This window comes from Streptomyces tendae (genome assembly GCF_014650435.1).
In the GTDB taxonomy this organism is placed as follows: Bacteria; Actinomycetota; Actinomycetes; order Streptomycetales; family Streptomycetaceae; genus Streptomyces; species Streptomyces tendae.
Window position 1 is genome coordinate 16,123 of record NZ_BMUY01000022.1, and the last position, 12,141, is coordinate 28,263.

The 12,141-nt window shown below is 72.6% G+C and carries 10 protein-coding genes; 8 read left to right on the top strand and 2 right to left on the bottom strand.

What is annotated here, in order from left to right:
- The first annotated feature begins 65 nt into the window (after positions 1-65).
- The 4 genes from IE258_RS37550 (at position 66) to IE258_RS37565 (ending at position 3,771) form a co-directional block, all read left to right on the top strand.
- The gene (locus IE258_RS37550; RefSeq protein ID WP_189750281.1) at positions 66-968 is read left to right on the top strand and encodes an ABC transporter ATP-binding protein; all 903 of its coding nucleotides are present in this window, start codon (positions 66-68) and stop codon (positions 966-968) included.
- Positions 965-1,714, top strand: a complete 750-nt coding sequence (locus tag IE258_RS37555; protein WP_189750282.1) for an ABC transporter permease — start codon at positions 965-967, stop codon at positions 1,712-1,714. The genes IE258_RS37550 and IE258_RS37555 overlap by 4 nt, the downstream gene beginning before the upstream one ends.
- A gap of 94 nt (positions 1,715-1,808) precedes the next feature.
- A complete protein-coding gene (locus IE258_RS37560; protein WP_189750283.1) occupies positions 1,809-3,062 on the top strand; it encodes a sensor histidine kinase in 1,254 nt (417 codons plus the stop codon).
- A complete protein-coding gene (locus tag IE258_RS37565) occupies positions 3,052-3,771 on the top strand; it encodes a response regulator (protein WP_308434228.1) in 720 nt (239 codons plus the stop codon). Before IE258_RS37560 ends, IE258_RS37565 begins: the two co-directional genes overlap by 11 nt.
- 15 nt (positions 3,772-3,786) lie before the next feature.
- Here IE258_RS37565 and IE258_RS37570 read toward each other — a convergent pair whose 3' ends face one another.
- Both IE258_RS37570 and glgX read right to left on the bottom strand, forming a co-directional pair.
- Positions 3,787-5,205, bottom strand: a complete 1,419-nt coding sequence (locus tag IE258_RS37570) for a sulfatase family protein (protein ID WP_189750284.1) — start codon at positions 5,203-5,205, stop codon at positions 3,787-3,789.
- 149 nt (positions 5,206-5,354) lie between these two features.
- Positions 5,355-7,676 (bottom strand): glycogen debranching protein GlgX, encoded by a 2,322-nt coding sequence (glgX, locus tag IE258_RS37575; RefSeq protein WP_189750285.1) that lies wholly within the window; start codon positions 7,674-7,676, stop codon positions 5,355-5,357.
- A 155-nt stretch (positions 7,677-7,831) separates the two neighbouring features.
- On the opposite strand from glgX, the gene IE258_RS37580 reads away from it, so the two are divergent.
- The 4 genes from IE258_RS37580 to IE258_RS37595 all read left to right on the top strand — a co-directional run bounded on the left by IE258_RS37580 (position 7,832) and on the right by IE258_RS37595 (position 12,050).
- A complete protein-coding gene (locus tag IE258_RS37580; RefSeq protein ID WP_189750286.1) occupies positions 7,832-9,070 on the top strand; it encodes a L,D-transpeptidase in 1,239 nt (412 codons plus the stop codon).
- Positions 9,071-9,225: 155 nt separating this feature from the next.
- The gene (locus tag IE258_RS37585; RefSeq protein ID WP_189750287.1) at positions 9,226-10,428 is read left to right on the top strand and encodes a L,D-transpeptidase; all 1,203 of its coding nucleotides are present in this window, start codon (positions 9,226-9,228) and stop codon (positions 10,426-10,428) included.
- 45 nt (positions 10,429-10,473) lie between these two features.
- On the top strand, positions 10,474-11,241 hold the full coding sequence (locus IE258_RS37590) for an enoyl-CoA hydratase/isomerase family protein (RefSeq protein WP_189750288.1): 768 nt from the start codon (positions 10,474-10,476) through the stop codon (positions 11,239-11,241).
- A gap of 305 nt (positions 11,242-11,546) precedes the next feature.
- Positions 11,547-12,050, top strand: a complete 504-nt coding sequence (locus IE258_RS37595) for an ATP-binding protein (RefSeq protein ID WP_189750289.1) — start codon at positions 11,547-11,549, stop codon at positions 12,048-12,050.
- The last annotated feature ends 91 nt before the right edge of the window (positions 12,051-12,141 follow it).

A 12,141-nucleotide genomic window follows, 5' to 3' on the forward strand; every position in this document is an offset into this window, starting at 1 on the left:
GGCTGATGCGCCTTCGAGCGCGTCGGCCGATGTGCCGGACCCCGGCCCGCCGGGACGCTGGTGCCATGCCCGTCATCGAAGTCACCGACCTGCGCAAGTCCTACGGCGGCCGTCCCGTCGTCGACGGTGTGTCCTTCGCCGTGGAGGAGGGCGAGATCTTCGGCGTCCTCGGCCCCAACGGCGCCGGCAAGACCACCACCGTGGAGTGCGTCGAGGGACTGCGCGTCCCCGACGCGGGCCGGGTCCGGGTCACCGGCCTCGACCCCGTCGCCGACCACCGGCGGGTCGCCGAGGTCCTCGGCGCCCAGCTCCAGCAGAGCGAGATCCAGCCCAAGCTCACCGTCCGCGAGGCCCTGGAGCTGTACGCCGCCTTCTACCCGAAGCCGGCCGACTGGCGTCCGCTCGCCGAGCGGCTCGACCTCGGCCCGATGCTGAACACCCGCTTCGCCAAGCTCTCCGGCGGCCAGAAGCAGCGCCTGTTCATCGCGCTCGCGCTGGTCGGCGACCCCCGCGTCGTCGTCCTGGACGAGCTGACCACCGGCCTCGACCCGCGTGCCCGCCGGGAGACCTGGCAGCTGATCGAGGACATCCGCGCGGGCGGCGTCACCGTCCTGCTGGTGACCCACTTCATGGAGGAGGCCCAGCGCCTGTGCGACCGGATCGCGGTCATCGACCGGGGCCGTGTCGCCGCGCTGGACACCCCGGCCGGACTGATCCGGCGCTCGGCGGGCGCCACCGTCATCAGCTTCACCCCCTCCGCGCCGCTGGACGAGGCGGACCTGCGGGCCCTGCCCGAACTCGCCTCCGTCGAGTTCAGGGACGGCCGCCTCACCCTGTCCGGCACCGACGAGACCGTCAACGCCGTCATCACCCTGCTCGCCCGCACCCGCGTCACCGCCCACCAGCTCCGGGTCACCGACACCACGCTGGACGACGCCTTCCTGGACCTGACGGAGGCCACCGCATGACCACCGACGTCTTCGACACCGCCGTACTGAGGACCGAGCTGCGCCTGTTCCGACGTGAACCCGGCGCCCTGTTCTGGATGCTGGTGTTCCCGACCCTGCTGCTGGTGATCCTCGGTTCCATCCCGTCCTTCCGCGAGGCCGACCCCTCCTTCGACGGACTGCGCCCGGTCGACGCGTACGTGCCGGTGGCGGTGCTGCTCGGCCTGACCGTCGGCGGGCTCCAGGGCATGCCGCAGGTCCTCACCGGCTACCGGGAGCGCGGCATCCTGCGCCGGATGTCCGCCACCCCGGTGCGTCCGGCGGCCCTGCTGTCCGCGCAGATGGTGGTGTGCGGCGCGGCCGCCCTGGTCTCGGCGCTGCTCGCGCTCGCGGTCGGACGGCTCGCCTTCGACGTGGGCCTGCCCGAGCAGCCCCTCGGCTACCTCCTGGCGCTGCTGCTCGCCGTGGTGGCCGCGCTCTCCCTGGGCGCCGTGCTCTCGGCGCTCTCCCGCACCACGAAGATCGCCGGTGCGATCGGGTCGGCCGCGCTCTTCCCGGCGATGTTCTGCGCGGGCGTGTGGCTGCCGGTGCAGGCCATGCCGGACCCGCTGGCCCGCGTCGTCGGCTGGACCCCCTTCGGCGCGGCCGCGCAGGCCCTCAACGAGGCGGCGGCGGGGGACTGGCCGGGCTGGTCCCACCTGGCGGTGCTGGTGGCCTGGACGGTGCTGCTCACCGCGGCGGCCTCGCGCTGGTTCCGCTGGGAGTGACCGGAGCGACCGGAGTGACCGGCAGTGAGCGGGAGTGAGCGGCAGTGAGCGGGAGTGAGCGGGGGAAGGCGGCCGCGTGTCCGACAATGACGCCATGACGGAGACGGCGGCGGTCGACGAGCGGTGGGCGGCGTTCCACCGCTGGGGCCCGTACGCGCTGCTGGCCGTCGGGACGCTGGTCGCCTGGTCGGCCGCCGACGCCATCGGCATGACGACCGGCGAGCGACGGATGAGCGGCGCGCTGATCGGCGCGGCCGTCGTGCTGCAGCTGTGGTGGAACCGGGCGGCGCGCACCCGTCCCGAGCCGTCCCCGGCCGGCACCTGCTACTACGCCGTCCGCTGGGCCCTCGGCTTCGTGCTCACCTGGCTGAACCCGCTGTTCGCCTTCTACGCGGTCGTCGGTTACTTCGGCGCCCAGTACCTGCTGCCCCGCAGGCTGTGCCGGGCCGGACTGTTCGCCACCGCCGTCACCCTGGCGGGTTCGCAGTCCGGCGGGCTGCCGCCGAACGGGGTCATGGGCTGGGTGCTCTTCGGCGCGATCCTCACCGTCAACAGCATGCTGGTGGCCCTCTTCGCGCACTTCGCCACGCTGGAGGAGGCCCGCAGCCGCGCCCGGGTCCAGACCATCGCCGAACTGGAGCGCACCAACACCGCGCTCCAGCAGGCCCTCGACGAGAACGCCGCCCTCCATGCCCAACTCCTCGTCCAGGCCCGGGAGGCCGGCGTCGCCGACGAGCGCAGACGGCTGGCCGCCGAGATCCACGACACCCTCGCCCAGGGCCTGACCGGCATCATCGCGCAGCTCCAGGTCGTGGCGGCCGCCCCGGACCAGGACCTCGGCCGGGAGCACCTGGACCGGGCCCTCGTCCTGGCCCGGCACAGCCTCGGCGAGGCGCGTCGCTCCGTGCACAACCTGTCGCCGGTCGCGCTGACCGACGACGGACTGCCGGACGCGCTGGAGAAGACGGTCACGGAGTGGGGCGGACGCACCGGCGTCCAGGCCCGGTTCACCGTCACCGGTACCACCGAGCACCTCCACGACGAGGTCGCCGCCACGCTCCTGCGCATCGCCCAGGAGGCCCTGTCCAACACGGCCCGGCACGCCGCCGCGGACCGGGTCGGCGTCACCCTCTCCTACATGGGCGACGAGGTCACCCTCGACATCCGCGACGACGGCCGGGGCTTCGACCCGCTGACCCCGCGCGCGTGCACCCCCGGCGGCGGCTTCGGCCTCGACGGCATGCGGGCCCGCGCCGAGCGCATCGCCGGTTCGCTCACGGTGGAGGCGGAACCGGGGCACGGCACGGCCGTCTCGGCTCGCGTACCGTTGGTACGCCATGACCGATGACGAAGCGACCGCCGCCGCAGTGACCGACGTGACGACAACCGACGGGACCACGACCGACGACGCCGTCACCGACGACGCCGTGATCTCCCTGCTCGTCGTCGACGACCACCCCGTCGTCCGCGACGGCCTGCGCGGCATGTTCGAGTCCGCGCCCGGCTTCCGCGTCCTCGGCGAGGCGGCGGGCGGCGCCGAGGCGCTGCAACGGGCCGCCGCGCTCGACCCCGACGTGATCCTCATGGACCTGCGGATGCCGGGCGGTTCGGGCGTGGACGCCATCCGGGAGCTGACCCGGCGCGGCGCCCGCGCGAAGGTCCTCGTCCTCACCACGTACGACACCGACTCCGACACCCTGCCCGCGATCGAGGCGGGGGCGACCGGCTACCTCCTCAAGGACGCGCCCCGCGACGACCTGTTCACCGCGGTCCGCGCGGCGGCCCAGGGGCGCACGGTCCTCTCCCCGGCGGTCGCCTCCCGGCTGGTCTCCGCCGTCCGCGCCCCGAAGAACCCCGGCGGCGAACCACTGTCCGCCCGCGAGCGCGAGGTGCTCGCCCTGGTGGCGCGCGGCACCTCCAACAAGGAGATCGCCCGGGAGCTGTTCATCAGCGAGGCGACCGTGAAGACCCACCTCACCCACCTGTACGCCAAGCTCGGCGTGAACGACCGCGCGGCGGCCGTCGCGACGGCGTACGACCGGGGCATCCTGGGCTGATCCCCGGCCCGGGGCTCAGGTGGCCGGATAGGGCAGCAGCTCGCTGTCGGTGCGCTCCCAGGCCGCCTTCAGCTCGGCCAGCAGCTCCGGCCGGTCGGCCGCCAGGTCCGCCTGTTCACGGGCGTCGGCGGAGAGGTCGTACAGGTGGTCGCGGCCCTGCGCGTCCTGGTAGTACTTCCAGTCGCCGCGCCGCAGCGCCCGGTTGCCGCGCACCCGCCAGAACAGGTCGCGTTCGGGCAACTCCCGGCCGCGCAGCAGGTAGCCGGCGAGGCTGTGCCCGTCGAGGGGGTACGCCGGGTCGGGGCGCGCACCGCCCAGCTCCAGCAGGGTGGCCGTCCAGTCCGGGGAGTACAACGGCTCGTGGCTGACCTGCCGTCCGTCGACGCGGGCCGGCCAGCGCAGCACGGTGGGCACCCGGATGCCGCCCTCCAGCAGCTCCGACTTGCCGCCGCTGAGCGGCCACTGGTACGAGAAGCGCTCACCGCCGTTGTCGCTGGCGAAGACGACGACGGTGTTCTCCTCCTGACCGGACCGGCGCAGCGCGGCGAGGACCTTGCCCACCGAGGCGTCCAGGTTCTCGACCATCTCCCGGTACTTCTCCACCGAGCCGCCGTCGTTGTGCAGCAGCGCGCCCAGCACGTTCCCGGACCGCACCTCGTCGGCGATCGCGGCGCCGGTCTCCTCGTCGTCCTCGGTCAGCCAGGGCCAGTGCGGGGTGGTGAAGTTGAGGTTCAGCAGCCAGGGCCGGTCGTGGTCGCGGCCGACGTACTCGACGGCCCGCTCGGTGAGGACGGTGGTGTAGTAGCGCAGGTCCTTGTAGGTGGCGTCGCCCTCGTACAGGTCGTACTCGCCGAGCTGGCCCAGCTTGGAGAAGTACTCCAGCGCGCCGCCGAAGTTGCCGAAGAACTCGTCCCAGCCGGACCTGGTCGGGCTGTGGTCGGGGAGCCAGCCGCAGTGCCACTTGCCGATCAGCGCCGTGGCGTATCCGGCCCGCTTCAGCAGGGACGCGAGGGTCGGGTGGTTGGGGTCCAGCCCCTGGGCGCGGTTGCCGATCGGCTCCGCCAGCCCGCCCTCCGTACGGCCCGGGTAACGCCCGGTGTAGAGGCTGAACCGGGTGGGGGAGCAGGTCGCCGATCCCGAGTAGGCCTGGGTGAAACGCACGCCCTGCGCGGCGAGCCGGTCGAGGTGCGGGGTCTTGATGTGCGGGGCGCCGTACGAGGACAGGTCGGCCCAGCCGAGGTCGTCGCCGAGGATGAACAGGAAGTTGGGGCGCTTGCCGGGCCGGGACCCGGTGCGCGCCGCGAAAGGACGCTCTCCGGGGCCGGAGGCGGGGACGGCGGGCGTGGCGGCCTCGGCGGCGGACGCACCGGCGACGGCGCTCACCGCACTGCCGCCGACCAGGCCGCCGAAGAGGCGACGGGATATCTCGGGCATGCGTGATCCCCTGGAGGACGAGGGTGGGAGTGCGCGCCCGAAGGGGCGCCGACCAGGGACGTTTCCAGGCACGCCGAGGCACGGTCAAGAAGATCGCCGACGAGTTCACGGAGCCGAAACGCTGCCTTGAGAAACCGCCCGGGACGGTGTCAGCCGGCCACTCGCAGCAGCAGCACCGTCCGGGCCGCGACCGTGATCGGCGTCCCCGCCGGATACACGGCGTCCGGTGCCTCGTCCTGCTCCTCCCGGCCGGTGTCGACGACCACCTCGTACCGCTCCGCCCACGGGGCGCCCGGCAGGACGAAGCCGGCCGGCTCCTCGCCCGCGTGCAGGACGGCCAGGAAGCTGTCGTCGGTGATCGGGTCGCCGTGCTCGTCGCGGCCCGGGATGTCCCGCCCGGACAGGTACATGCCCAGCATGGCGGCGGGGGCGTACCAGTCCCGCTCCGCCATCTCCGTGCCGCCCGCCGTGAACCAGGCCAGGTCGCGCAGACCGTCCACGGAGTGCGGGCGGCCGGAGAAGAAGGCCCGGCGGCGCAGCACCGGGTGGCGGTGGCGCAAGGCGATCAGCCGGGAGGCCAGCGCGAACAGGGGCGCCCACTCCGGGTCGTCCCGCAGGCTCCAGTCCACCCAGCTCGTCTCGTTGTCCTGGCAGTAGGCGTTGTTGCTGCCGCGCTGGGTGCGGCCCATCTCGTCGCCCGCGACCAGCATCGGCACCCCGGTCGACAGCAGCAGCGTGGTCAGCAGGTTGCGGAGCTGGCGCCGCCGCAGCGCGCGCACCTGAGCGTCGTCCGTCTCGCCCTCCGCACCGCAGTTCCAGGAGCGGTTGTCGTCCGTGCCGTCCCGGTTGCCCTCGCCGTTGGCCTCGTTGTGCTTGCGCTCGTACGACACCAGGTCCCGCAGTGTGAAGCCGTCGTGCGCGGTGACGAAGTTGACCGAGGCGTACGGCCGCCGCCCGCCCCACGCGTACAGGTCGCTGGAGCCCGACAGCCGGTAGCCCATCTCCCTGACGTCCGGCAGCGCGTGCCGCCAGAAGTCCCGGACCGCGTCGCGGTAGCGGTCGTTCCACTCGGTCCACAACGGCGGGAAGGCGCCCACCTGGTAGCCGCCCGAGCCCACGTCCCACGGCTCGGCGATCAGCTTCACCCGGCGCAGCACCGGGTCCTGCCCGATCACCGCGAGGAACGGGGAGAGCATGTCGACGTCGTGCATCGAGCGGGCCAGCGCCGCCGCCAGGTCGAAGCGGAAGCCGTCCACGCCCATCTCGGTGACCCAGTAGCGCAGCGAGTCGGTGATCAGGCGCAGCACGTGCGGCTGGACCACGTGCAGGGTGTTGCCGCAGCCGGTGTAGTCGGCGTACCGGCGGGCGTCGTGCTGGAGACGGTAGTAGCCGCGGTTGTCGATGCCCTTCAGGGAGAGCGTCGGGCCCAGCTCGCCCGCCTCCGCCGTGTGGTTGTAGACCACGTCGAGGATCACCTCGATGCCGGCCGCGTGCAGCGCGCGCACCATCCGCTTGAACTCGCCGACCTGCTCGCCGGTGGTGCCGGAGGCCGCGTAGGCGGCGTGCGGGGCGAAGTAGCCGACCGAGTTGTAGCCCCAGTAGTTCCTCAGGCCGCGCTCCAGCAGATGGCTCTCGTGCGCGAACTGGTGCACCGGCAGCAGCTCCACCGCCGTCACGCCCAGCCGCGTCAGGTGCGCGATCGCCGCCGGGTGGGCGAGGCCCGCGTAGGTGCCGCGCAGCTCGGGCGGGATGTCCGGGTGGAGCTTGGTGAAGCCGCGCACGTGCAGCTCGTAGATGACCGAGTCCGCCCACGGCGTCTTGGGCCGCCGGTCGTACGTCCATTCGTCCTCGGTGGCGTCGTCGTGGACCACGACGCCCTTGGGGACGTACGGCGCCGAGTCGCGGTCGTCGCGCACGGTGTCCGCGACCCGCTGGTCCGGCCAGTCCCGCACATGTCCGTACACCTCGGGCGGCAGCGCGCCGTAGTCACGCCCCGAGGCGCCGTCCACGGCGCGGGCGTACGGGTCCAGGAGCAGCTTCGCCGGGTTCCAGCGGGCGCCGGTCCACGGGTCCCAGCGGCCGTGCACCCGATAGCCGTAACGCTGCCCCGGACGGACGCCCGGCACGAAGCCGTGCCAGATCTCGTGCGTCAGCTCGGTCAGCCGCACCCGGCTCTCCCGCGCGTCGGGACCCGGCCCGTCGAACAGGCACAGCTCCACCGCCTCCGCCCCGCCCGCCCACAGCGCGAAGTTGGTCCCCGCCACCTGGTCGGGGCCGGTCCGGAACCGGGCGCCCAGCGGCACCGGTGTGCCCGGCCGGGCCGGCACGGCGGGTGGCGGCGCGGTGCGGCGCGCGCCGTTGACCACGCCGGCGGGGAGTCCGTCCGCGGCGGCCCGCCCCTTCGCGAGGCCCCGCCCGTCCGCGGCGTCCCGCTCCCCGGGCACCGCCTCCTGCTCGGCTGCGCTGGACACCTGTCAGCCTCCCACGGCTCGTGGAACGACGTCCGGCAGGAGGGCGTGCGGCGTCCCGGCCGCTGCTCCCCGTCGCGTCGTCCTCCCCACAGTTCTGCCCACCGGGTGGCTCGCACTCACGTTTCCCCAGGGCCGACCGGTCGTTACGGGTGGATGTGAGGCACGTACACGGGCGCGCACGGCGCGCGGGCGCCGCTCTGGCCGCCCTACTGACATGGGCAGGACTGCTGGCCGGGGCCGCCGGATGCACCTCGGACGGCGGCGGTATCGGCTCCGGCATCGGCGAGATGTTCGGCAAGCAACCCGCCGCCGAGGACGTCATCCGCGTCACCCCCGACGACGGGAGCAAGGCCGTCCGCCCGGACGGGAAGCTGTCGGTGCGGGTGCCCGACGGACGCCTGGAGTCGGTGAAGGTCGTCAGGTCGCAGGACGCGCAGGAGACCCCGGTGCCCGGCCGGATCTCCGAGGACGGCCTGAGCTGGCGGCCCGACGACGACCGGCTCGCCCTCGCCGCCAAGTACACGGTCGACGCCGTCGCCCTGGACGGCGGCGGACACCGCTCGGCCCGGCACACCACGTTCACCACCGAGGTCCCCGAGGAACGCTTCATCGCCTACGTCGCCCCCGAGCACCGCTCGGTCGTCGGCACCGGCATGATCGTCTCGCTGGAGTTCAACCGCGAGATCACCGACCGCGCCGCCGTGGAGCGCGCCGTCACGGTCACCGCGGAGCCCGCCGTCGAGATCCGCCCCCACTGGTTCGGCAAGGACCGCCTCGACTTCCGCCCCAAGGGGTACTGGAAGCCCGGCACCGAGGTCACCGTCGACCTGCGGCTGCGGGACGTCGAGGGCGCCAAGGGCGTCTACGGGCTCCAGCACAAGAAGGTCACCTTCACCGTCGGCCGCAGCCAGGTCTCCCGCGTCGACGCGGTCGAGCGGACCATGGAGGTGCGCCGGGACGGCACCCTGCTGGCCACCGTGCCGATCACCGCGGGGGCGCCGACGACCCCCACCTACAACGGCCGGATGGTGATCACCGAGATGCTGGAGGTCACCCGCATGAACAGCCGCACGGTCGGCTTCGGCGGCGAGTACGACATCCCCGACGTCCCGCACGCCATCCGCCTGACCAGCTCGGGCACCTTCCTGCACGGCAACTACTGGGCGCCCGCCGACACCTTCGGCCGGGCCAACGTCAGCCACGGCTGCGTCGGACTGCGCGACGACAAGGGCGGCGGTTCCGACACCCCGGCCGGCTGGTTCTTCGACCGCAGCCTCGTCGGCGACGTCGTCGAGGTGGTCCACAGCAAGGACAAGACCGTGGCCCCCGACAACGGCCTGGGTGGCTGGAACATGAAGTGGAAGCAATGGAAGGCGGGCAGCGCGGTGAAGTGACACCGGCCGCGCCACGCGGCACCCTCCCGCCAACTCGGTACGGAACGGTGACAATTCACCTGTCCCGCAACCCCCTGGCCTGCGGTTACGATGCGCCGGTGCGCGCGGGCGCACAGGGGTGCGGGCCGGACCGGGCCCGGCGAGGGGAGACAAGGGTGAACGTGCGTCCGATAGCGGGGGCGGTACTCGGGCTGCTGATGCTGACCGTCACCGCGTGCGGTGGCAGCGGCTCGGGCTCGGGGGCCGGGGACGGCAAGGGGGAGAAGGCCAAGGACTCCACCGCGGCACAGAGCAAGCAGTCCGAGGCCGTCGTCACCATCGCTCCCGCCAACGGGGCCAAGGCCGTCGACACCAGCGGCGCCCTGAAGGTCGGCGCCACGAAGGGCAGGCTCACCGAGGTCGTCGTCAAGGACGGCAAGGGCGCGAAGGTCGACGGGAAGATATCCGGGGACGGCGCCACCTGGACGCCGTCCACCCACCTGGCCGCCGCCACCACGTACAACGTGCACGCGGTCGCCAAGGACTCCGAGGGCCGCACCGCCGCCGAGGACTCCCGCTTCACCACCCTGACGCCGAAGAACACCTTCGTCGGCACCTTCACGCCGGAGGACGGCTCGAAGGTCGGCGTCGGCATGCCGTTCTCGGTCCGCTTCACCCGGGGCATCACCAACCCGGAGGACGTCGAGAAGGCCATCACCATCAAGACCGAGCCGGCCGTCGAGGTCGAGGGCCACTGGTTCGGCAACGACCGCCTCGACTTCCGCCCCGAGAAGTACTGGAAGGCCGGCACCAAGGTCACCGTCGACCTCAACCTCGACGGAGTCGAGGGCCGCGACGACGTCTACGGCGAGCAGGCCAAGACCGTCTCGTTCACCGTCGGCCGCAGCCAGGTCTCCGTCGTGGACGCCAAGAAGCACACGATGAAGGTCGTGCGGGACGGCAAGACCGTCAAGACCATCCCCGTCACCACCGGCGCGCCCGGCTACGAGACCTGGAACGGCCAGATGGTCATCACCGAGCGGCTCGCGGTGACCCGCATGAACGGCGAGACCGTCGGCTACGGCGGCGAGTACGACATCAAGGACGTCCCGCACGCCATGCGCCTGTCCACCTCCGGCACCTTCATCCACGGCAACTACTGGGGCGGCGACGCCTTCGGCAACCGCAACGCCAGCCACGGCTGCATCGGCCTGCGCGACGTGCGCGGCGGCTGGGACAAGGATGCGCCGGCCCGCTGGTTCTTCGAGAACTCGATCATCGGCGACGTGGTCGTGGTCAAGAACTCCGAGGACGCCACCATCGCCCCCGACAACGGCCTCAACGGCTGGAACATGTCCTGGGAGAAGTGGAAGGCATAGGCACCGGGACCCCACGGCACGTGAACGCCCGCTAACCTGCGGAGCATGACCGTACATCTCGAAGTCGCCGAAGGCGTCGGAACGCTGCGCCTGGACCGCCCGCCGATGAACGCGCTGGACGTCGCCACCCAGGACCGGTTGAAGGAGCTGGCCGAGGAGATCACCCGGCGCGACGACGTGCGCGCCGTGGTGATCCACGGCGGCGAGAAGGTGTTCGCGGCGGGCGCGGACATCAAGGAGATGCAGGTGATGGACCACGCGGCGATGATCGCGCGGTCCCGCGCCCTGCAGGACTCCTTCACCGCGGTGGCCCGCATCCCCAAGCCGGTGGTCGCGGCCGTCACCGGCTACGCGCTGGGCGGCGGCTGCGAACTCGCCCTGTGCGCCGACTTCCGCATCGCCGGGGAGAACGCCAAGCTGGGCCAGCCCGAGATCCTGCTCGGCCTGATCCCCGGCGCGGGCGGCACCCAGCGGCTGTCCCGGCTGATCGGCCCCTCCAAGGCCAAGGACCTGATCTTCACCGGCCGCCAGGTGAAGGCCGACGAGGCGCTCGCGCTCGGTCTGGTGGACCGGGTGGTCCCGGCCGCCGAGGTCTACGAGCAGGCGCACGCCTGGGCCGCGCGGCTCGCCAAGGGACCCGCCATCGCACTGCGGGCGGCGAAGGAGGCGGTCGACACGGGTCTGGAGACGGACATCGAGACCGGTCTCGCCGTCGAGCGCAACTGGTTCGCGGGCCTGTTCGCCACCGAGGACCGCGAGCGCGGGATGCGCAGCTTCGTGGAAGAGGGCCCGGGCAAGGCGAAGTTCCTCTGACACCCGCCGCACTGAACGTGCAGCTCACCCGAAGTCGCGTCGTGCCCCTTGCAATTGACGCGTTGTCTGATCCGGGTCCCTCGATGGGGCGGTTTATGGCAGCCTTAACGCACCATTAAGCGCGCCTTGTCGAGGGAGTCCGTCGCTTGTCTCCGGCCGAGCCGTTCGCCCAGGTCAGTGGGGCCGTTTCCGGTCCCGAACTGCCTGTGGCATATGCCGATCGACCGTCGCCGGGCCCCGTGCCCGCGGGGGCGTATTCCCCGGGAACGGCCCCGGAGGCCCCCGAGGACGGCCATGATGGGGTCATGGCGGGGCTGGATGGTACGGAACTGCCGCGGGGAGCCGGACGTGCGACCGCGGCGCGCTGGTCGCCGGCGGTCGAGGACGAGCGCGCACTCAAAGCGCTGGAGCTGTTCGGCAACCCTACGGAGCGCGAGGTTCCGTTACCCTCCCGTCCCGAGTCCGCCGCCACCGCCCGCCGCCTGGCCCAGGTGGTCGCCCTGCGCCAGTGGCAGCTCGGCCCCAAGGTCACGGAGGACGCCGTCCTGCTCGTCTCCGAGCTGGTCGGCAACGCCGTACGCCACACCGGCGCCCGGGTCTTCGGCCTCCGCCTGCGCCGCCGCCCCGGCTGGATCCGGGTCGAGGTCCGCGACCCCTCCCGGGGGCTGCCCTGTCTGATGCCGGTGCAGGAGACGGACATCAGCGGGCGCGGCCTCTTCCTCGTCGACAAGCTCTCCGACCGGTGGGGCGTGGACCTGCTGCCGCGCGGGAAGACCACCTGGTTCGAGATGCGGGTCGTCGACCGCTGAGAGCCCATCTGCCCCGGAAAGCAAGCCCGTTCACCGGACACGCCACCTACGGGTGAGAATCCGGAACGCACCGCTCCGCAGCCGGGATCGT

Coding starts and splice junctions, on each gene's coding strand:
- IE258_RS37590 (WP_189750288.1), top strand. CDS start 10,474: ATGACCGTACATCTCGAAGTCGCCGAAGGCGTCGGAACGCTGCGCCTG.
- IE258_RS37555 (WP_189750282.1), top strand. CDS start 965: ATGACCACCGACGTCTTCGACACCGCCGTACTGAGGACCGAGCTGCGC.
- IE258_RS37570 (WP_189750284.1), bottom strand. CDS start 5,205: ATGCCCGAGATATCCCGTCGCCTCTTCGGCGGCCTGGTCGGCGGCAGT.
- IE258_RS37565 (WP_308434228.1), top strand. CDS start 3,052: ATGACCGATGACGAAGCGACCGCCGCCGCAGTGACCGACGTGACGACA.
- IE258_RS37595 (WP_189750289.1), top strand. CDS start 11,547: ATGGCGGGGCTGGATGGTACGGAACTGCCGCGGGGAGCCGGACGTGCG.
- IE258_RS37560 (WP_189750283.1), top strand. CDS start 1,809: ATGACGGAGACGGCGGCGGTCGACGAGCGGTGGGCGGCGTTCCACCGC.
- IE258_RS37550 (WP_189750281.1), top strand. CDS start 66: ATGCCCGTCATCGAAGTCACCGACCTGCGCAAGTCCTACGGCGGCCGT.